Below are 20174 nucleotides of genomic sequence, written 5' to 3'. Positions count from 1 at the left end.
TTGGCGGGCATTCGAAAAAAAGGTGGCGCAGGATGTATCCTGCCCACCTTTTTTGGCCTGCGCGGATTTAAGGCCGACGCGGCTTCACCATTGCTACGGCCAACCCGTCGTACGCCGGCAAAATCGTGCCGATCAGTCGTTCATCGGTCGCCATCAGCTCGTTGAAACGGCGCATCGCCTGTACCGAAGGCCCGTTTTTGTCCGGGTTCAGCGTTCTGCCGCGCAAAAACGTGTTGTCCCCGGCAATGATCGCACCGGGATTGGCCAGTTCGATGGCATATTCAAGGTATGCCGGATAATTCTCCTTATCGGCATCGATAAAAAAGAAATCGAAGGTCCGGCCTTCCTGCTTCAGTTGTTCGAGGCTTTCCGCCGCCAGCCCCACCTTGAATTCGACCTGATGGCCAAATCCCGCTTCCGTGAGATGCGCTAACGCCAGGTCGGCATAGTCCTGCTTCAGCTCCAGCGACGTTAACCGTCCCTCCGGAGACAGCCCTCGGGCCAGACAGATTCCGCTGTAGCCGCCCAAAGCCCCGATCTCCAGCACCTGTTTCGCTTTAGTCGCCGCCACCAGCATCGTCAGCAGACGTCCGTATCCCGGCGCGATCGAAATGGCCGGCATGCCTCGATCCGCGATATTTTGTTGGACGCGGGCCAGCAGCTCGTCATTTTCAAGAAAACGGTCCGCGTATTCTTCAGGATTCATACATGAATTCTCCTCACATTCGCATTCAAAAATCGAAAGCCTTAAAAGGTTTGTGTCTCGCCTTGCGTTACCCTATACTATTATAGAATGAAATTGGAGGGATTCAATCCCATTCCGTCGGCCTAGCCGACGCTTAGGTTACATACGAATCGCACCTGACGAAAATGGAGTTGAAAAAAAGCTTATGTCCCGCTTGCAATTGATTGCTACCGCACCGATGGGCCTGGAGTCGATCGTGGCGCGCGAACTTAAAGAATTGGGTTACAGCGACATGGAGGTCGAAAACGGACGCGTTACCTTCGCCGGCGATTTGCAAGACATCTGCCGCTGCAACCTGTGGCTTCGCACCTCGGACCGGATCCTCGTCAAAATGGGAGAGTTTCCGGCCAAAACCTTCGACGAGCTGTTCGAAGGAACCAAAGCGCTCCCTTGGGAGCAATGGATTCCCGTTGACGGGGAATTTCCCGTCGAAGGGCGCTCGCATCACTCGCAGCTGAGCAGCGTCCCCGCCTGCCAAGGCATCGTAAAAAAAGCGATCGTGGAGAAGCTCAAGCAAAGTTACCGCACGGACTGGTTCCAGGAGAACGGCGCGCGTTACGTCATCGAAGTGAACCTGCACAAAGACGTCGCGCTCCTGACGCTGGACACGACGGGTCCGGCTTTGCATAAACGCGGGTACCGCAAACTCGTGACGGAAGCGCCGATCAAGGAAACGATGGCCGCCGCCATGCTCCAGCTCAGCCGCTGGAACGTTTCCCGCCCGCTGTACGACCCGTTCTGCGGCTCGGGCACCATCCTGATCGAGGCCGCCATGATGGGCTGGAACATTGCGCCCGGACTTCGCCGTTCGTTTCCTTCCGAGCATTGGCGCATCATTCCCGAGCGGCTTTGGAGCGAAGCCCGGGAGGAAGCCTTCGATGCCGTTCGCGACGATGAGCCGCTCCAGCTTACCGGCAGCGACATCGACCCGAAGGCGATCGAAATCGCCCAAGCGTCCGCAAAAAGCGCCGGCTTCGGCCGCGATATCGCGTTTCACGTCCTGCCCGCCGCCAAAATCAAACCCGAGGGCGACTACGGCTGCCTGATCACGAACCCGCCTTACGGCGAACGCTTGAGCGAAAAAGACGAAGTCGAAAAAATGATCCGCCAGCTCGGCTTTACCGCCGCCCAGCTGCCGACCTGGTCCTTTTTCGCCATCAGTCCGACGAAGCAGTTCGAACATTATTTCGGACGGAAAGCGGATAAACGGCGCAAGCTGTATAACGGACGGATCGAATGCCAATATTACCAGTTTTTCGGCCCGCTTCCGCCGCGCAAGCCTTAATCTCCACGCGGACAAACGGTTCGCGCCAAACCTTGAAACACACGCCAAAACCCCGGCCTCCTTCCGAAAGAAGAAGGTCCGGGGTTTTTCGGCAAAAAAACAATGTTATGGATACCGTCCGTTCAATACGAACGTCCCCTGCTTAAAACATCAGCTCGTCCGGATTCGTTCCGACCCGCTGATCCTCATTCAGCGCATCGATTCGTTCCAGCTCGGACGAAGTCAGCTCAAAATCGAAAATGTCCGCGTTTTCCCGAATGCGCGAAGGGGTAACGGATTTCGGAATCGTCACGATCCCGCTTTGGAGGTTCCAGCGTAAAATGACCTGCGCCGGGCTTTTGCCGTATTTCCCGGCAATCTCCAGCAGCGTCTCGTTATCGCTTAATCTTCCTTTCATAAGCGGGCTCCAGGCTTCGATCTGAATGCCGTGCGAGCTGCAGTATTCCCGAAGCTGACGCTGGCTCAGGCGCGGGTGAAGCTCGACCTGATTGACCGCCGGAACGACGCGGCTGTCCTTCAGGAGCTCTTCCAAATGGTGAACATGGAAATTGCTGACGCCGATGGCGCGGATGCTGCCTTCTTCATAAAGGCGTTCCATCGCTTTCCAGGTATCCTTGAATTTATCCTTGCCCGGCCAGTGGATCAAATACAGGTCGATCACGTCAAGTCCAAGCCGCTTCCGGCTTGCTTCAAAAGCGCGCAGCGTGGAGTCGTACCCCTGATCGTCGTTCCAGACCTTCGTCGTTACGAACAGGTCGTCTCTGGCGACGCCGCTGTCGGCAATCGCCCTGCCGACTTCTTCCTCGTTGCCGTAGACGGCGGCGGTGTCGATGCTCCGGTATCCCGCTTCCAGCGCAACCTTGACGGCTTCGTACACTTCGTCGCCCTTGGCCTGATATGTACCGAAGCCAAACCATGGCATGGTGACTCCATTGTTCAGCGTCGTGCGGTCGGCAATATGTTTCATGTTGGATCCGCTCCTTCCCCTTAAACAATTTTATCGTAAATGCATGTCCATTATAGCACACCCGTCCGGCCCCCAAAAAAACCTTTCCTTTTCGTGCCGGCCGGCATGAGTCCTCCTGCGGACGGGTGCGCATAAAAAAACGTCTATCGACGTACTTTCTCAGCAGACAGACGGCGTTGAGATGAAGTTTTTCTTGCAATATCAGGAAGCGACAGCTCCGTAGTTTATGCTTTCTGATAATATAAAAAATCCTACAAAGCTGGGCTTCGCAGGATTTTAGACACGCAACTTATTTCGTTTGTTCTCCTTGCTGACGGGACGTAAGGGAAGCCAGACGGCTCTTTTCCTCTGCCAGCATTTCTTCGGCCAATTCCACGGCTTGTCCGTTCAAGCTGTTGCCCCGCTTGGCGTACGGCCTGTTCCGTATGGACCAGACGGTTTTGCGCCTGCTCGATCATCCGTTCGTTCGGATGGGACATCGCCTGAGACACCGCATAATGCAGCTTCTCCACGGAATTTTGGGCTTGGGAAATCGGATTTTGCGATTGCAGGCTGGAATCGTATCTGGATGCCATGGGCTGCTCTCTCCTTCACTCGAAAAGTTGCTATCCACCCTATAGGATGGAGCTTCGCGCGAGGAACTATGCGTGACGCCCTCTTTTTCCTGCAATGCGGAACAAACGCGGTTTAATGGTCGCCGCGATTGCCCTTCGACGGATTGGTGATGACGAAACCTTCCTCAGGGAAATACAAATAATCGATCTTGACCCCGTCCAGCATCGGCTCGTTCCGGTCCAGCAGCACATCGATGTTTTTGTCCGTGCTGACGACTTCGTCGTTTTCGCCCGGCTTGTCCAAATCCAATCCATAGTGGGCGTGATCTCCGTGGGCATGCGTGACGAGCACGCGAAGCTTCAGATCGCGGTTTTCCTCTTTATCCAGTTCTTTTTGCAGCACTTTGGCCGCATTGCGCGTAATTTTGCATTTCATCGCTTCACGACATCTCCCGTTCCTGAGGATAAAATCATATTGCCCAATCAACAGCAACATGCCGGCCGGCGCCAGGCTTGCGCGCCGCTGCATGTACCTTTTATCTTAAAAGAATCCGTGCAAGCCCGCAAGGACCGCTTCAGCGGTTCCCTCCCGGCGGAGGCAGCTTGATGGACGGATACTTCCGTTCCATTCGGGCAACGAACCAACCCATGACAATAAGCGTGACGCCGATATCGTCGATCGGAACAAAAGGCATCACGTCCGGCAAAACCCAATACAGCCCGACAGGAACCAAAAAAAGAAGCTTGTCCACAAAGGAAACTTGCGGGGATGTGAGATACATCCATAATTGGCCAGGCATATGCGACAGGCGCCTGATCGACAGCAGCTTTCTCCATTTCATGCTCACCGCTCCCTTCATCTGGCCTTTCGGGGTACCTTCATGATCATCGCAAGAGGAGACAACCACTCCGATACGGCTGCGGCCGCCTCCTCACCTGTAGTATACGTATCTTTACAGAAAATGTTTCATTAACCTTTTCATATCGACATCAGTTCGCCGACGACCAATCCCGTTTCCAGAGCGATGTTGTCGAAATCCTCCAAAGGAAGCGGATTTTTGCCGAGCCCGATCTCGACGGTAAATCCCGGGCGCCTGAATTCCTGGATAAACCAGTCCTTATACCCCGCATCGCTGCCTTCCAGCTTCACGGGACGGTAACCGCTGGCCTGGCCGAGCCTTCGCGACCATTCCCGGCTTTCCTTCGGTTCGTAATTGCGGTAGTTCCAATAAATCTCCTGCCCCTGACTGTGCAGCGAAACGGCCGCATCCGGCGACGTTTTGACCGTAAACGCCGCAAGCGCCTCCGCTTCCGGCTCGGACAATGGCGAAGTGCCCGCATAGTCCCTTGGCCCGGGGGATTTTTTCCCGCGCCGCTGGACCTCTTCGTCCCAATGGGCAGGAAACTGGTCGCCCAGATCGACGCCGTTGATGTTGGCCTTCCAGTGGCGGTAATCGCTTCGGCCTCCATTCCATGCCGTCAGCATGCCGTAATACGGATTGCTCGGCTGGACGCCCTCCTGGACCAGTTCCACCCCGTCCGGATTGACCATCGGCACGACCCAAAGGGTGCACTGCTCGAACCACTGGCGGGGATCGTAGCCGTTCCAGCGCATGCCCGACTTCAAGGCCGCCGCATACTCCTCTATAAAATGCATGATGCATGGGGTCGTGATCCATTCGTTGGCATGGATGGAAGCGTTCACATGAATCACCTTTTTCCCGTTGCCGATTTTGACGTAAGGGATCGGCTTGCCCAGCACGCTTTCGCCGATCGTTCCCGAGGAAAGCCGCGGATACGCCTCCGACAGCCTGACGATGTCGCGGCACAGATGCCTATAGCCGTATTCTCCTTCAAGGCGGACGATCCGGTCGCTTTCGGCATGGGGCAGCACCAGCACCCGCCCCTCCGGAAAATAGCTGCGGGAAAGCCCGGGATTCATTTCGAGCAAGGAAGCCTCCTGAATGCGAAAAGCAGCCGCTACCTTATCCGGGCTGTCTCCCGGCTGTATGACATATCTCCTCCGCGGGGAGGACGGCAAAAATATGATTTGTCCCGGCACCAGGTAAGGCTGTTCTCCAACCCATGGATTTGCATTGATAATATGAGTGCGGGATAACCCTCTGCTGGCGGCGATCCGATCCAGCGTATCCCCTTTGTTAACGGTATATTGCTGCATGGCGTCTTCCTTTCCTGCGGACTGCGCGGCAGCCGCATGTGATCGTGCTTTATTGATTTTATGACGCCCATGCCTTGGACCATGCTTCTATGCCCCACCAAGCGAAGCTTTGGTTTCGATTTGAGGGTCACCATACCTGAAGGGGGTTGATCGAACGAAGCCCATCCAACCAAAAAAAAGGAAAAGGCTCGCGGCGATTCCGGAGCCCTTTCCTTGGCTTAGTCTTCCATGAATTTTGAAACCTGCCAGACGACGGGAGTTCGCCGGATTTGCTCGCCCAACCATGTTTTGGCGATTTTCTGGAACATTTCCGGGTCTCCGCTGCAAAAAAATTGATGCACGGGGCTTTCGTCGCTGCTTGCAAGCTGCCCCTTGTCGTACAGGATCGTGCTGACCTCCCTCGCCGTCTCGTCCGCCGAGCTGATCAGCTTCACCTGCTCTCCCATGACCTCTTGTATCGTATCTCTCAAAAACGGATAATGCGTGCAGCCCAAAATCAGGCAGTCGATCGAAGAGCTTCGCATGTTTTGGAGGGATGCCTCAACGACGGACGTCGTTTCGTTCGACCGGAATTGTCCCTGTTCCACAAGCGGAACAAGCCCGGGGCAAGCTTCGCTCACCACGTGCACATAAGGGGAAAGCTGCTTCAAGGCCGCCGTGTACGCGCCGCTCCGGATCGTTCCGATCGTACCGATGACGCCGATATGACCGGTTTTCGTGGCGCTGATGGCCGCCCTTGCACCGGGGTGAATTACGCCGATGACCGGAATGGGCACCTTTTCCGAAATATATTCCAGTGCCGCGGCCGTTGCCGTGTTGCAGGCGATGACGATCGCCTTGGGATTGAACTGGCTGAGAAAATCAACGATTTGTTCCGTAAATTTTCTTACTTCTTCGGACGAACGGGGTCCGTATGGCGTGCGGGCGGTATCTCCGAAATAAATGATTTTTTCCCGTGGGAGCTGTCTCATGATTTCTTTGACGACCGTCAATCCCCCCACGCCCGAGTCTAATATCGCGATTGCTTGCTGCACGAACACACCGCTTCCTTCTTGTCGATTTATGCTCTTTCATTTGCTAACATATGAATGGATGATGCCAAAGGTACCTCCGGCATTTACGCTAATAATGCAAAATAAGGCGGAAGCCGCTGCCCGCGCAAAAACGCAGCAAAAGCAGGCCCGGTTATCCCCTGCCCATGGGGAACGGACCCGCCCGCAACGCCTGCCGATTACAGCTCTCCGGCGTCTTCTTTCGAATCTTTGCTTGAGACGATGGTCTTTTCGCCGCTTTCCTGGATCGATGAGATTTGAGCCAGCCCGACCTCTTCTTCGTCTTCGTCCGTCTTGCGCCATCCGCGGATATCCGAAATGACGTTGCCGGCCGTGTCCTTCACCCTTTCGATCAAGGTAACGCCCTGCTCGCTGACCTTCCCTGCAAACTCCTGCGTTTTCGTGCCGATCGTTCTTGCGCCTTCAGCGATATCTTGACGAAGTTCCTTGCCGGATTTCGGCGCCAAGAGAAGTGCCGTGACCGAACCTACCACGCTGCCGATTAACGCGCCCCACAACAAGCTTTTGTTTTTTTCCTTCATCGCTCTGATCTCTCCTTTGCGCTCAGGCATCATCGTCCGCAGGGGATGGCGACTGCCGTTTGATGGATTGCCATACGGATAACCCCGCATCCAGCCACCGGAAAGCTTCCGCCAGACGAAGCTCGTTTTCCCGGCGCGCTTTTTCTAAGCGTTCCATGGCCGTATCGGTCACGAGCTGCGCAATGGCGTCCGCCCGCTGGACCGTGTTCGACAGGCTTTCACCCGCAAGCTTCAGCGACTCGCAGAACGGCTTGACTTCCTCGGTCCTGGCTTTCAGCTGGGAAAGCGTCGCCGAGGTCTGCGCAAGCAGCTCCTTGGACTCGGCGGCAAGCTGCGAAATCTCATGCCCCGCTTTTCCAAGCACATCCTCGGTTCGAAGCAGCACTCTCCGGATCGTATGCAGCAGAATCAGCCCAAAAACGGCGAATATCGCGAATCCGCAGGCAAACCCTATGGCGCCCCATTCCGACATGACGGTGTCACTCCCTTCACCCTTACGGGCTAATGCCCATTTGTTAGGATATTATAAGCACGGGGAGATTGTCCTGACACAAAGGACTAGGCGTATTTCGAAAAAAATCGGCCCGCGAAAAAACAACAAGCCCGATCCGGTCTTCAGGATGGGCTTAAGCAGTCCATGCAGGCTTTAAGAAACGACGATTAATGTCCAAGCTCTTGCCGGATATATTCCCGCACCTGAACGGCAAATCGGTCCAGAATGTCCGGCAGCACCGGCGTGAGCGGGTGAATCTCGGCGCGATTCCAGGAATAGTATTCCTGAACCAACGGCTTGCGGAGGCCGACCAGTTCGCGAAGCACGCGGTAAATGTCGTCATCGAATACCTTCTCTTCATGGTTGATTTCCATAATATCTTCGTAGCTGCTGGCATCCCGCATAATAAAGCCGTCGATCAAATAACTGCCGACATCGGTAACGACCTCGATCGCCAAATGCAGCGCCCGTTCCTGAACCATGCCGAGCATGACGCTGCCATCCCAGGCTTCAGCCGTCCGCTTGAGAGCTTCGGCAATTTCCGGAATCGCGTCCAGACGAAGCTGAATCTGCTCCTGATTTACATAATACACGGTTTGTACCTCCAAGCTGCGAATGTTATTTGCCTTTTTTGCCGCGGCGCTTCAGCCAGAAAAACATGACGAAAATCGCTGCGACAAATACGACAAGCAGGAACAATGTTTCCATTGGATATTCCAGATCGCTCATAATTCGTACTTCCTATCTGCTAGATTTCGTAATCAACGCTAAGGGATAATTCTTTCGTTTCGTTCAAATGGCGAATGACTTCCTGATGGACGGGATGCACTTGGTATGCCTGCAAATCGTCCAGGGAAGCAAATTCAGTCACCAGGGCGATATCGAACGAACGTTCCGAATGAACGATGTCAACGCCTACCTCGATTGCGCGCAGCTGCGGGATCTTCCCTTCCATGGCACGCAAAACGGCCGCCGTTTTGTCAACGCTTTCCGGAGATCGGTCTTGCAATTTAATGAAAACGATATGCTTGATCATGGCCTGTTCTCCTTGTACGAGTCGTAAGGTTACAAAAAAAATATACCATATCCTCCCGCTTTGGGAAAGAGAAGCATCCCGGAGAGGTTATCGTTTCGGCGGGTCCTGCTCTTTATCGCTGTCTTTGTTTTTAAGCACCGCTATCATTCTCCGCAATTTGTCGGGCATGGGCAGTCCAAGCCGTCCGTAGTTTTCCGTGATCGATATCAGCTCGTTCGCCAAATAGAAATAAATAGCTCCCGTCTCGAGGACATCGGTCCCCCCCATTAGAAGCACGTCCATCTGATGGGCCAAAACAATGACCACCAGCATAAGTGCCTTCCGGGTCAAGCCCCAGAAGCCGACGTCGCTTTTCAATCCGGAGCCTTCCTTGATCGAAGCCAGCAAACCGGTCACGTAATCGACCACGATGGTGAACAAAAAAAACCACAGCAACGGATCCCATCCCCCGAATGCAATCGCGATAATACTGCCGGCGAGCGCGCTGATGCTATTGACGGCAAGTAAATTCATAAAACTGCGCCTCCCTTCCTATCATCTTCTATATCTTATGAAGGGAGGACGCGTTCTGCGAAGCCGGATCGCCTTAATTGCCGGCCTATTTCATAGATTCGCGCGAGGTAGCGGATGCTGCTGTGGTATATTTTATGTCGTAAAAATGCAAGATTACCGTTCGTCGTTCCAGAAGTTCATCGGCTTCATATCGTTTGTCAGCGGCTTAAACGTGTAACCTTCCGCCTGAATGGCCTTGATCAGCTGCGGCAAAACCGTTACCGTCGCATGCTGGTCGTGGAACAAGACGATCGGGGTGACTCCTTTTTTCTTCATATTTTTGACGTCTCTCATGACGTTGTCGTAAATTTTTTGCGGGTTGCTTTGGTATCTCCAGTCATTGGAGTCGATGTTCCAATCCCACAGGCGATAACCGTAAGCAGCCGTCTGGTCGCGGTAAGCTTTCGTAAAATACGGTTTGCTGCCGTAAGGCACCCGGATCAGCTTCGTGTACACGTTCGCGGCCTGGTGCAGTTTGGCATTGTCCATGTTCATTTCGTTCAGCGCCGAAGACGGCGATGCATAGAACTTGTCCTTCTGATGCGTCATGCCGTGCAAGCCTACGCCGTGCCCTTCCTTGACGATGCGCGCCACGGATGCGGGATGATGGGAGATTTGGTTGCCGAGCATGAAAAACGTCGCTTTTACATTATACTGTTTCAAAACATTGAGCAGCTGCGGCGTATACGGGGACGGACCGTCGTCAAAGGTAATATAAATCGTTCTCGCTCCTGCCGCCGGCTTGGTCGTTGGAGCCGGAGTCTTCGGCTTATGCTGCTGGATATAACCGGCGTATTTGTTTGCCAGCTGCGCATCCGTCAGCGCCGCCCCGCCGTTTATTGCGCGGTACAGGTTTTGTTTCGGCAAATACGACAGCGCAAACCCGAACTTTTGGCTTAAAATCCGGAACGAAATGAACGTTCTGCCGTTTTTGACGAGCGTGTTTTTGCCGTCTGCCGGAAGCGTCGCCGAAGCGCCGCCCCGATGGGTCAGCTTCACGTTCCCCTTTGCGTATTGCACCGTAAGATTCATGGCCGAAGCGGTTTGAACCAAAGGAACGTATAAAGTGCCATTATGTATGATGGGCGACATTGGATAAGTAACCAGCGTGTCGTTCACGGCAACGAATACGGACGACGTCGCGGCGCCCGCCGAACTCCCCGCCGCAGTCGCGCTGCCTTGTCCGGCGGAAAAAATGCAGCCGAAGACCAGGATCAGGGATAACATCCATTTGGAGCATTGCAAAACCTTTTTCACTTCTCTCTACCAACCTTTTACGCGTATTTTGCATAGATTTGCAGTCTCAAGGAATCTATTAAACCATTTTCCTCAAATCCAAACTTCGAATCTAGCAATCTAGTTCCTCTGCATTGTACCCGACTCCGCCGGTCGTTTCAATTTCAATTCAGTAACCATTGCTGTCATCTTTTCGTAAATATTAGGAAATGAAGGAGATTCATGGAACCCTATTTGTGACCAACAGCCTGCAAATGTCGAAAAAAACATACCGCACTAGGAAGAAAGGCATAAAAATGGGCGATAGTTACTATTGAAAAGAAGCCTTATAAAATGTAGAATTTGAAGAAAAATCTTCGGAGGAAATATGCCTACACAACAAGAACAGCATTCAATTCAGGCGTGGTCTCTGATCAACCGCAAATATTTGGGAAAAGGCATTCGCGTCAAACGCTTCCGCAAGCCTTCCCGCTGCCAGATCCGCAACCGGGTGTTGCTGGCGGTGCTGATGGTCAACGACATCAAGCTATCGCAGCTTGCCGAGGAGCTCGGCGTCTCCTCCCGAAGCGTCAGCGCCTGGGTGTATGAAGGCCGGATCCCCGGCAAAAAAAATCTGGACAAAGTATGCCAGTTTCTCGGGTATCCCCACCATATCCTGTTTAACCGCTCCGTTACTTCGAGCAGCCCGATCATATGTCAGCCTTCACCGTCCAGATTTATGCGGAGAACGTTAACCCGTTCGCCTGTCGACAACAAAATTTTAACGGGGCTTTGCATGGTCCATGACCTTTCGGTCAGCGACGTCAGCGAATGGATGGACATCCACCCCGGCACGTTTCGCAAATGGCTGCACCAAGGAACGTTGCCATCCCCAAGCTTTCAGGACCGGGCCGAGCTTTTTTTCCGCATCCCGAAATTCATCCTGTTTGCGGACTGCGTTTTAAACGAATCCTAACCAAATACGGCGTTTACCAAGCCAACCCCTTGGCAAACAGCTCTATGATCCGGCAATCCTTCCGGCTTATAGAGCTGTTTTCGTTTGGGCATATTAACTACGGCTTCAGACAGAGCCATGTCTCGGACGATAAGCTCGAAAAAATAATCGCTCACCCGAAAGTTGACGTTGACGTTAACGTTAAACAGGATTAAAATGATGAATGTCATAAAACAAACGCGAAGGGAGGAAAGACATGCATGAGTACAAAATCGATGATGTCGCCCGGGAATGCGGGTTGACCAAGAGAACGATTCGTTACTATGAAGAGCTTGGCGTCTTTCCTCCCCCTGACCGGAGCGAAGGCGGCATCCGGATTTATACCCGGGAGCATATCGATTATTTGAAGAAAATCGTCGTTGCCAAGGAAATCCTCGGCTTCAGTCTGCAAGAGCTTGTACACTATCTGTCCGTCTCGGATGCATACAAAAAGCATCACAAGTCCTACCTCGACACGAACGACCGGAAAGAACAGAAATCCAAGCTAGCGCATATGCAGCAGTCGCTCGACAGGCAAATCGAATTGATTCGCAACAAAATCGAAAAAATGAAGGCGATGCAGACCGAGCTGGAACGTACGAAGGACCGTCTCGGCGCTTTCATGCAAACATTCGATGGGGAGAACGGCCCGAAGCAGCTGGACTAGGAGCAATGGGGTCTTTTTTTCTGCCGTAAAGCCTGTAGCTTTCGTTTTTTTGCGGTACGTGCTTCTGAAAATTGAAAAACCATTTACGCAAAGTGAGGTAATGTATTCCATGTCTAAAGCAACTGAACCTTTGGAACTTGAACAGAGGAAAGCCGGGCTGCTTTCCCAGCCCAAAGCGGTATGGGCGATCGCCTTTGCCTGCGTCATCTCTTTTATGGGTCTCGGACTCGTCGACCCGATTTTGCCTGCGATCGCCGCGCAGCTGCATGCCAGCAAAAGCCAGGTGTCCCTCCTGTTTACCAGCTACAACCTGGTGACCGGGGTAGCCATGCTCATTACCGGCGTCATTTCCAGCCGGATCGGCATCAAAAAAACATTGCTTACCGGCATTTTGCTCATCATCATCTTCTCCGCGCTTGGGGGATTTTCGGACACGATCGGCCAAATCGTCGGCTTCCGCGGAGGCTGGGGACTGGGCAACGCCCTGTTTATCGCTACCGCCTTGTCCGCCATCGTCGGCCTGTCCACGTCCGGCACGGCTAAAGCGATCATCCTGTACGAAGCCGCGCTTGGCCTCGGCATTTCGGTCGGACCGCTGCTTGGCGGGGAGCTCGGCTCCATCAGCTGGCGCGGACCGTTTTTCGGCGTTGCGGTCCTTATGCTTCTTGCTTTCATCTTCGTCATCTTTATGCTTCCGTCCATTCCGAAGCCGAAAAAAGCCAGCACCCTGGCCGACCCGTTCAAGGCGCTGTCCTATCCGGCCCTGCTGACGCTCGGAATCACCACATTCCTGTACAACTTCGGCTTTTTCACGCTGATGGCCTACTCTCCGTACGTCATGGAACTGGATGAGCACGGTCTCGGTTACGTCTTCTTCGGATGGGGCATCCTGCTTGCCTTCACGTCCGTATTTGTCGCTCCGAAGCTGCAAAAACGGTTTAGCGTCGTGAAATCGATTTGCACGGTGCTTACGCTGTTTACGATCGTCCTCGTCATCATGGGGATCGGCACGTACAACCACTCGCCGAAAACCGTCATCGTCTGCGTCATCGTGGCCGGCATTTTCCTCGGCATCAACAACACGCTGATCACGACGGCCGTCATGCAGGCTGCACCGGTGGAACGTTCCGTCGCTTCCGCGGCATACAGCTTCGTCCGTTTCCTTGGGGGCGCCGTTTCTCCTTGGCTCGCCGGCAAGCTTTCGGAATGGTACCATGCCGAAACGCCGTTTTATTTTGGCGGATTGATGGTATTTATTGGTGTCATCGTTTTACTTGCCAGCCGCCGTCATCTGAAGCATGTTGACCGGGCGGAAGGCCATTAAAAGGAGGTCCTCTTCATGTATAATCGAATTCTCGTGCCGCTTGACGGTTCCGAGCATGCCCGCCGCGCGCTGGATACGGCCGTACGGCTCATGCAAAGCTTGAAAAACGTGCCGGAACTGGCGCTTCTTCATGTGAATCCCTCCATCTCCATCAACGAGCCGCCTGTAGGCATCGATTTGGAGGAGCACATCCGGGAAGAAGGAGAAAAAGTATTGGCTCCGGCCACGGCATCCCTCTCCAAGCAGGGGATCGGTTTCGAAACGTACACCAAAACCGGAGACCCCGCTTCCGTCATTTGCAAAACGGCCGAGGAGCAGCACGCCGACCTGATCGTCATGGGCAGCCGGGGCATCGGCCTGATGTCGGAACTGCTGATCGGCAGCGTCAGCCACAGCGTCGTGCAGCATGCCCACTGTCCGGTCATGATCGTCAGATAGCGGGTTCGAAAAGAGCATGCCAAAAAGGGTATCCCCGAAGGTTCAGCGAACCAGGGGGTACCCTTTTTTTGGCACGGACAGCGGTTCCGGCGGAGAACAATTAACCGAACCTTCCCGAAATGTAATCCTGCGTCATCTGCTGCTCGGGATTCGTAAAGATTTTTTCCGTCGTATCATGCTCCATCAGGCTTCCCAAATAAAAATACGCGGTGTAATCGGAAATGCGCGCCGCCTGCTGCATGTTATGGGTAACGATGACGATGCTGAGTTCCTTTTTCAGGTCTGTAATCAGCTCCTCGACTTTCGCCGTCGATACCGGGTCGAGCGCCGAAGCCGGCTCGTCGAGCAGCAAAATGCCCGGTTTGACGGATAAGGCCCTTGCGATGCAGAGACGCTGCTGCTGGCCGCCGGACAAGGACAAGGCCGACTGCTTCAGGCGGTCTTTGACCTCGTCCCACAGCGCCGCTTTGCGCAGGCTTGTCTCCACGATTTCATCCAGCTCTGCTTTATTTTTGATGCCATGATATTTCGGCCCGAAGGCGATATTTTCGTAAATGGATTTATAAAACGGGTTCGGCTTCTGCCAGACCATGCCGATTTTTTGGCGAAGCTGAATGACGTCGGTGCCCGGGTCGTTGATGTCCACCCCGTCGATCCAGATGCGCCCTTTGATTTTGGCCTGGGAAATTTCGTCGTTCATCCGGTTCAAGGAGCGCAAAAACGTCGATTTGCCGCAGCCCGAAGGACCGATCAGGGCGGTGACGCTTTTTTCCGGGAAACTCAGGCTGATATTTTTAACCGCTTCGTATTGCCCGTAAAATACGCTGAGATGTTCTGTTCGAAACGTTGCGTTGTTCATGTATGATGTCCCTCCTATCCCATGCGCTTGGATGCCGTCATCGCTTTGTACAACACGCCGCCAAGCCACCTAGCGAACAGATTAAACAGCAGCACGAGAATGACGAGCACGGCCGATGCGCCTGCGGCGATTTGGGCCGCGTCCGGCGCCAGGCCTTCGCTGTTGATTTTCCAAATATGCACGGCAAGCGTTTCGGCCGGACGGAACGGATTGATCGGCGACGTCGGGCTAAGCGGGTTCCAATTGGTGAAATCCAGGCGCGGCGTGGACATCCCTGCCGTAAAGAGCAGCGCTGCCGCTTCCCCGAACACCCTGCCGGCGGCAAGAACCGTACCGGTCACGATGCTTGGAAGAGCCACCGGGAACAGGACCGAGGAAATGATTTTCCATTTGGACAGCCCGAGCGCAAGCCCCGCCTCCTTCTGCTCCTTCGGCACGCTGCGGAACGCCTGCTCCGTAATCCGCACCATCAGCGGCAGGTTGAAAATCGTCAGCACCAACGCGCCGGAGAACAGCGAAAATCCGAATCCGAACGTATTGACGATCAGCAGCAGGCCGAACAAACCGACCACGATCGACGGAAACGAGGACAACACTTCGACGACCAGGCGGATCGTGCCGGTGATTTTGCCCGGCTTCGCGTATTCGGCCATGTAAATCCCTGCGCCGAGTCCGAGCGGAATCGTAATGATCAGGGTCAGAACCAGCAAAAACAAGGAGTTGAACAGCTGCGGCCCAATGCCGCCTCCGGCGCGGATCGTTTGCGGAACGGAGGTCAGGAAATGCCAGTCGATATGGCTGAGCCCCCGCACCAAAATAAAGCCGATCAGCCCTACGAGCACCGCGACGATCAACAAGGAAAACACCACGATGAAGAAAGTGGCAATTTTGTCAGTCAGTTTCGCTCTCAAATCCGATGTCTCCTTTCCAAAAGCCGGACGATCATAACAAATACGAAGGTCATGAACATCAGCGCAAGCGCCATGCTCCACAGCGCGTTGCTGTGTGCGGATCCCATGACGGTGTTGCCCATATCCAGCGTAATGACGCTCGTAAGCGTCGATGCCGATTCAAACAGCGACCGCGGAATATGCGGCGCGTTGCCGATAACCATCTGCACGGCCAGCGCTTCGCCGAAGGCGCGAGCCATCCCCAGCACGACGCCCGTCAGAATAGAAGGCAAAACGGTTGGCAAAATAACTCTGGAGATCGTCTGCCAGCGGGTCGCCCCCAGCGCAAACGAAGACTCCTTCAGGCCGCGCGGCAGCGACGCCAACGCGTCCGACGCCACGCTCGTAATCGTCGGCAAAATCATGACGGAAAGAACGATGGCCCCCGCCGCGATCCCGATCCCTTGTCCGGGGAACACGTTCCGCAAAAAAGGCACGACGACGGTCAGGCCGATAAATCCGTAAACGACCGAAGGGATGCCGGCGAGCAGCTCGATGACGGGCTGCAGCAGCTTTTTGCCCCAGCCGGGCACGATTTCGGTCATGAACAGCGAAGCGCAGATGCTGAGCGGGCTTGCGATCAGCGCAGCCAGCACCGACGTGGCGAACGACCCGAAGATAAACGGCAGCACGCCGTACATCGGCTCGCCGTTATTGCCTTCCGGGTCCCAGGTGGTGCCGAACAAAAAATCGCTCAGGCTGACGCCATCGCGAAAGAAAGTCGCAAGTCCTTTGGACGCGACGAAATAGACGATGGATAATATGATGACAATGAGCAGAGCCGCGCAAATGAACGTATAGCTCCGGCCCGCGACATCTTCAGCATGATGTTTTTTCCAGCGGGTGCCGCGCGCAGGCTGAACTTGAACAGGCCTTTCATCAATGGTTTTCATCGTTGTCCTTCTTTCTAATGTGAAAATAGAGGCGAAATTCCCTTTCGCCTCTTTCTTGCCATGAGGTTTTGCGCTCGGTCAGGGCTTACTTCGTAATGTTGCCTTCGACGTCGCGTTTGACTTCCATTTTGCTGACCGGAATGTAGCCAAGCTCTACGACGTCGCCGTTTTGAACGGCATCCGAAGCGATGTAATCAAGGAACGCTTTGACTTCAGGCTTAGGTTCGCCTTTCGTGTACATATGCTCGTAAGCCCATACCGGATATTTGCCGGACGTTACGTTTTCAACCGTTGCTTCCACGCCTTCGTATTTGAGCACTTTCACTTTGTCGTCCAGGTAAGACAGTGCCAGGTATCCGATCGCCCCTGGGCTTTCAGCCACGATTTTTTTGACCGTGCCGGAGGATTCTTCCTGGATGGAACCTTTCAGATCTTCGGTCGAAGTGCCAAGTGCGTATTTTTCGAAAGTTTTGCGGGTGCCGGAGCTTGCCGGACGGTTGACGATGACGATTTTTTCGTCTTTGCCGCCGACTTCTTTCCAGTTCGTGACTTTACCCGTGAAAATATCGACCAGCTGCTGCTTCGTCAGGCTGTCTACGCCGACGTCCGGATTGGTTACCGCCGCCATGGCCACAACCGCCACCTGATGGTCAACCAGGTCCTTGGCTTCGTCTTTCAGCTTTTCTTCCGCAAATACGTCGGAGTTGCCGATGTCGGCTTGCCCGCCTGCAACTTGCGTCAAACCGGTGCCGCTGCCGCCGCCTTGCACTTGAACCTGGATTTTGGAATATTGGGATTCCGCCATGAATTTTTGCGCAGCTTGTTCGACGAGCGGTTGAAGCGCCGTCGAGCCGACCGCCAGGATCGAGCCGCTCAGTTCCGTGGCCGAGGATTTATCGTCTGTCGCAGCTCCGGAAGCGCTGCTCGTGTCTTCGGTATTTTTGCTGCCGCATGCGGCCAGCATAACAACCAGCGCCAACGTGCACAGCATGAGAAGCGATTTTTTCATCTTGATCATCTTTTGGTTCCCCCTGTTTTTGAGTGATCTCCCGGCAGCTCTCTTTGCTGCCTACAAACTCATTGTAGTTCCCTATCGTTTTATAAAATGTTGCGTTTTGTAAAATGAAGAATAAAAAAATATATAATCTATTTATAATTAAATAGAATAAATCTATAATAGTAGTTAAGAATTTGATGATCACCAGGGGGATCCCCATGAATTTGTTAAAATTGCACATCCTCGTTCTGATCGAGAAACTGAAAAAAGTGACGGACGTGGCACGGGAGCTGGATATGAAGCAGCCGACCGTGACGTTTCATATGAAAAGCCTGGAGGAAGAGTTGGGGGTAGCCTTGTTTGAGACGAAAAGGGGCCGCATCTGGCTGACCGAGGCCGGGAAGGCGCTGTATCCGTATGCGGTGAAAATGACGGCGATGGCGCAGGAAGCCCGCAAAGCGGTTCAGGATTACGCGGATCTCAACAAAGGGCGCTTGCACATCGGGGCCGACGGCATGATGGGGTCTTACGTGCTTCCGGAGCTGATCAGCGGCTTTTGCAGCCTGCATCCGGGCGTCCAAATCGAATTGAACGTCACACCCACCCGCCTCGTCAAAGAGCGGCTGCTGAACCAGGAAACCGATTTGGCGTTTTATTATGCCGAAGCCGAGGGTTCGCCGGACGGGCAGAAGCCGGTAAAAGAAGAAAAGATCTCAATAGATCGCATCGAGCTTATTTTTTCCGGAACACATGCGTTTGCCGGACTCAAGTCGGTGACGCAGAAGCTCATCGCCCAGCAGTTTTTCGCGCAGCACGGCGAGGGGGCGTTTATGACGGACTACTCGCGCTCGTATGCGGCCGCTTCCGGGATCCATCTTTGGGAGCGGACGGCGGCCGATTCGCCGGAAATCGTAAAAAACATGGTGCGGTCCGGTGAATTCATCAGCCTGTTCCCGCTTTCCGGCATCCGGGAGGAGCTTGCGTCCGGTGCGCTCCGTTCGCTGCCGCTGCCCGGACAGGCCGATCCAACCGTGACCGGCGTGCTTGCGTGCCATGCCGATCAGCCGGCTTCGCCCGTTTGCGAAAGGTTTATCCAATACGTGCGGGAACAGGCCGAAAACGGATAAAGAGGCATCTCCCCGGATCATTTGGATCTTGAGAGACGCCCCTTTTTATCTTTTTATATTGAAGAAAAGCAGCCTGCTTCGATTCAAAATGTGATGCCAACATTTCTACACCGGCGCCGCAAATTTGCTCCGGCTCCACAGCCACATCGGCGTATGGATGTCGATCGGGCACAGCCCGCTGCCCTGCAGCAGGTCTTCCCATCTGGAAGCCGCAAGCTCCCGGGCCTTCGGGGCGGCCGCTTCCTCCTCGGTCAGGATCCCGAGTTTGACGCTGGATTGAAGGACATGGGTGTCGGGCGCCACCGTAATGCATTCCCGGTCCGGAAAGGCAACGTCCGTGTACTGTTCCATCACGTACAGCCAGTAGTTCATGATTTTATCGCCGCCCAGATAAGGGAAGCTTTTTTTATGCTGCATGATATGCTGCTTGATCCGGAGGACGGAATTCCCGTTTTGACGGAAAAGGTTCCGCAAGTCCCCGTCCAGCAAATCCATGATCGTGACGCACAGCGTCCGCCAGACGGCGGGCTGCTTGTTCGGTTGAAGCGCGACCTTATATTTCAGCAGCTTTTCCCGCAGCTCCTCCGCATCCATGGCAGCGGCCGCCGCCGGATCAAACACGTCCATCGTGTCCGGATCGTTAAACGTCCGGTGAGCGCTCTCCCAAAGCGCATACGAATTCCGCTGGTAATTCAGCGCCATCGGCAGCGTAAAATAATGATAGCTGGCCGCCGATGATGGATCCAGGGGCGGGTGTTCGTCCTCGGGCATCTTCTCGCCGCCAAGCTTCCCCTGTTGATGAAGTAAAATTAATTCCGTTATATCCCGTAAAATATCGTCCCTGCTCCGCAGCATGCGTCCTTGGCTCCTCTCAAAACGGCGTCCCCTTTTTGACCGTCAGCAGCGGCAGCAGCAAATACAACCCGTAAGCAAACGCCATCCAAATGACGAAGGCCAGCAGCTGTTCATCGGACAACTCTGCAAAAAAGACGCCCTTATTCCATATCACAAACGTGTCCAGGATTAAACCGACGGCGCTGCCCACCACGCCAAGCCTTACGGCCGCGTAGGGACTCGGATCGAACCGGCGAAACAACGCAAACACGACGTACAGCACGACGCCCGTCGCGGCCTCCAGCAAAAGAAACGGCAGCCAAAAGCTCTGCCGGTACGGGCTGACCAGCACCATGCCGCCAAAAAAAACAAAAAACAGCGTCGCCCCAAGCCATACCCCCACCGAAAACAACAGCGTCAATCCCATTTTTTCCGAAAACATGCCCAATCCAATGCTCCCTTCCATGCAAA

Annotated in this window: 25 protein-coding genes; 6 read left to right on the top strand and 19 right to left on the bottom strand. The window is 54.2% G+C overall.

The genetic code is table 11. The features are described from left to right. Positions 1-67: 67 nt before the first annotated feature. Positions 68-706: an O-methyltransferase gene (locus tag AC27KL_RS06485; RefSeq protein WP_487169203.1), complete on the bottom strand. Its 639-nt coding sequence runs from the start codon at positions 704-706 to the stop codon at positions 68-70. A 184-nt stretch (positions 707-890) separates the two neighbouring features. On the opposite strand from AC27KL_RS06485, the gene AC27KL_RS06480 reads away from it, so the two are divergent. Next, the gene (locus tag AC27KL_RS06480; protein ID WP_340997961.1) at positions 891-2030 is read left to right on the top strand and encodes a THUMP domain-containing class I SAM-dependent RNA methyltransferase; all 1140 of its coding nucleotides are present in this window, start codon (positions 891-893) and stop codon (positions 2028-2030) included. A gap of 142 nt (positions 2031-2172) precedes the next feature. Here AC27KL_RS06480 and AC27KL_RS06475 read toward each other — a convergent pair whose 3' ends face one another. The 12 genes from AC27KL_RS06475 to AC27KL_RS06420 form a co-directional block, all read right to left on the bottom strand. After that, the gene (locus tag AC27KL_RS06475) at positions 2173-2997 is read right to left on the bottom strand and encodes an aldo/keto reductase (protein WP_339321586.1); all 825 of its coding nucleotides are present in this window, start codon (positions 2995-2997) and stop codon (positions 2173-2175) included. 251 nt (positions 2998-3248) lie between these two features. Next, a complete protein-coding gene (locus AC27KL_RS06470) occupies positions 3249-3572 on the bottom strand; it encodes a hypothetical protein (RefSeq protein WP_487169202.1) in 324 nt (107 codons plus the stop codon). 112 nt (positions 3573-3684) lie between these two features. Continuing rightward, positions 3685-3987, bottom strand: a complete 303-nt coding sequence (locus AC27KL_RS06465; RefSeq protein ID WP_036706845.1) for a heme biosynthesis protein HemY — start codon at positions 3985-3987, stop codon at positions 3685-3687. A gap of 139 nt (positions 3988-4126) precedes the next feature. Further along, positions 4127-4393: a hypothetical protein gene (locus AC27KL_RS06460; RefSeq protein WP_036706844.1), complete on the bottom strand. Its 267-nt coding sequence runs from the start codon at positions 4391-4393 to the stop codon at positions 4127-4129. Positions 4394-4530: 137 nt separating this feature from the next. Next, positions 4531-5730 carry a M14 family metallopeptidase gene (locus AC27KL_RS06455; protein ID WP_487169201.1) on the bottom strand — a complete coding sequence of 400 codons (1200 nt, stop codon included), beginning with the start codon at positions 5728-5730 and terminating at the stop codon, positions 4531-4533. A gap of 218 nt (positions 5731-5948) precedes the next feature. Beyond that, positions 5949-6764: a glutamate racemase gene (gene racE, locus AC27KL_RS06450; protein WP_339321590.1), complete on the bottom strand. Its 816-nt coding sequence runs from the start codon at positions 6762-6764 to the stop codon at positions 5949-5951. 197 nt (positions 6765-6961) lie between these two features. Then, positions 6962-7324 (bottom strand): YtxH domain-containing protein, encoded by a 363-nt coding sequence (locus tag AC27KL_RS06445; protein WP_487169200.1) that lies wholly within the window; start codon positions 7322-7324, stop codon positions 6962-6964. Positions 7325-7346: 22 nt separating this feature from the next. Continuing rightward, entirely contained in the window at positions 7347-7796 is a 450-nt protein-coding gene (locus tag AC27KL_RS06440) for a DUF948 domain-containing protein (protein ID WP_036706628.1), read from the bottom strand. A gap of 188 nt (positions 7797-7984) precedes the next feature. Further along, entirely contained in the window at positions 7985-8410 is a 426-nt protein-coding gene (locus AC27KL_RS06435; protein WP_339321593.1) for a DUF86 domain-containing protein, read from the bottom strand. A 155-nt stretch (positions 8411-8565) separates the two neighbouring features. Further along, positions 8566-8853, bottom strand: a complete 288-nt coding sequence (locus tag AC27KL_RS06430; protein WP_036706623.1) for a Dabb family protein — start codon at positions 8851-8853, stop codon at positions 8566-8568. Between the two features lie 87 nt (positions 8854-8940). Further along, positions 8941-9366, bottom strand: coding sequence for a phage holin family protein (locus AC27KL_RS06425; protein WP_339321594.1), 426 nt, complete (start codon positions 9364-9366; stop codon positions 8941-8943). A 153-nt stretch (positions 9367-9519) separates the two neighbouring features. Beyond that, positions 9520-10662, bottom strand: a complete 1143-nt coding sequence (locus AC27KL_RS06420) for a polysaccharide deacetylase family protein (RefSeq protein ID WP_487169199.1) — start codon at positions 10660-10662, stop codon at positions 9520-9522. Positions 10663-11008: 346 nt separating this feature from the next. Between AC27KL_RS06420 and AC27KL_RS06415 the strand changes: the two genes are divergently transcribed. From AC27KL_RS06415 to AC27KL_RS06400, 4 genes are all read left to right on the top strand, one after another. Further along, a complete protein-coding gene (locus tag AC27KL_RS06415; RefSeq protein ID WP_212951379.1) occupies positions 11009-11596 on the top strand; it encodes a helix-turn-helix domain-containing protein in 588 nt (195 codons plus the stop codon). Positions 11597-11831: 235 nt separating this feature from the next. Beyond that, on the top strand, positions 11832-12281 hold the full coding sequence (locus AC27KL_RS06410; RefSeq protein WP_487169198.1) for a MerR family transcriptional regulator: 450 nt from the start codon (positions 11832-11834) through the stop codon (positions 12279-12281). A 109-nt stretch (positions 12282-12390) separates the two neighbouring features. After that, on the top strand, positions 12391-13605 hold the full coding sequence (locus AC27KL_RS06405; protein WP_487169197.1) for an MFS transporter: 1215 nt from the start codon (positions 12391-12393) through the stop codon (positions 13603-13605). 15 nt (positions 13606-13620) lie between these two features. Next, positions 13621-14043 (top strand): universal stress protein, encoded by a 423-nt coding sequence (locus tag AC27KL_RS06400; RefSeq protein ID WP_340997941.1) that lies wholly within the window; start codon positions 13621-13623, stop codon positions 14041-14043. Positions 14044-14143: 100 nt separating this feature from the next. Here AC27KL_RS06400 and pstB read toward each other — a convergent pair whose 3' ends face one another. The 4 genes from pstB to AC27KL_RS06380 form a co-directional block, all read right to left on the bottom strand. After that, the gene (pstB, locus tag AC27KL_RS06395; protein WP_212951375.1) at positions 14144-14902 is read right to left on the bottom strand and encodes a phosphate ABC transporter ATP-binding protein PstB; all 759 of its coding nucleotides are present in this window, start codon (positions 14900-14902) and stop codon (positions 14144-14146) included. Positions 14903-14916: 14 nt separating this feature from the next. Next, the gene (gene pstA / locus AC27KL_RS06390) at positions 14917-15813 is read right to left on the bottom strand and encodes a phosphate ABC transporter permease PstA (RefSeq protein ID WP_339321600.1); all 897 of its coding nucleotides are present in this window, start codon (positions 15811-15813) and stop codon (positions 14917-14919) included. After that, complete coding sequence (pstC, locus tag AC27KL_RS06385; protein WP_339321601.1) at positions 15810-16745, bottom strand: phosphate ABC transporter permease subunit PstC; 936 nt, start codon at positions 16743-16745, stop codon at positions 15810-15812. Before pstC ends, pstA begins: the two co-directional genes overlap by 4 nt. Positions 16746-16830: 85 nt before the next feature. Continuing rightward, positions 16831-17754, bottom strand: a complete 924-nt coding sequence (locus tag AC27KL_RS06380) for a phosphate ABC transporter substrate-binding protein (protein WP_339325201.1) — start codon at positions 17752-17754, stop codon at positions 16831-16833. A gap of 206 nt (positions 17755-17960) precedes the next feature. Here AC27KL_RS06380 and AC27KL_RS06375 point away from each other — a divergent pair, with 206 nt between their 5' ends. Continuing rightward, positions 17961-18869, top strand: coding sequence for a LysR family transcriptional regulator (locus AC27KL_RS06375; protein ID WP_487169196.1), 909 nt, complete (start codon positions 17961-17963; stop codon positions 18867-18869). A 105-nt stretch (positions 18870-18974) separates the two neighbouring features. Here AC27KL_RS06375 and AC27KL_RS06370 read toward each other — a convergent pair whose 3' ends face one another. Further along, positions 18975-19724, bottom strand: coding sequence for a hypothetical protein (locus AC27KL_RS06370; protein WP_487169195.1), 750 nt, complete (start codon positions 19722-19724; stop codon positions 18975-18977). 16 nt (positions 19725-19740) lie between these two features. Continuing rightward, on the bottom strand, positions 19741-20145 hold the full coding sequence (locus AC27KL_RS06365; RefSeq protein WP_487169194.1) for a hypothetical protein: 405 nt from the start codon (positions 20143-20145) through the stop codon (positions 19741-19743). Positions 20146-20174 lie beyond the last annotated feature (29 nt).

The organism is Paenibacillus sp. YAE3 (assembly GCF_057546105.1).
The sequence above is the reverse complement of the archived record's forward strand: the minus strand, read 5'-3'. Positions and strand labels throughout refer to the sequence as shown.